Here is a 214-nt window from a genome sequence, read left to right as displayed (position 1 = left end):
AATACTCATCTCGCCCACCTGTGTCGGTTTGCGGTACGGTCTCGTATGACTGAAGCTTAGAGGCTTTTCTTGGAACCACTTCCGATTGCTTCGTGAACAAGTTCACTCGTCTCAACCCCTTGAATTGCGCACCCGGATTTGCCTAAGTGCCTTCTATGAGCCAAAAACCAACTATTCCAACAGTTGGACAACCTTCCGCGATCCGTCCCCCCAT

General features: G+C 50.5%; 1 rRNA gene. It reads right to left on the bottom strand.

The features are described from left to right. A 23S ribosomal RNA gene (locus KO538_RS29810) occupies positions 1-214 on the bottom strand; the annotation flags it as partial.

Origin of the sequence: Janthinobacterium sp. NKUCC08_JDC (genome assembly GCF_019345575.1) — a bacterium.
Taxonomy (GTDB): Bacteria; Pseudomonadota; Gammaproteobacteria; order Burkholderiales; family Burkholderiaceae_D; genus Janthinobacterium; species Janthinobacterium aestuarii.
The sequence above is the reverse complement of the archived record's forward strand: the minus strand, read 5'-3'. Positions and strand labels throughout refer to the sequence as shown.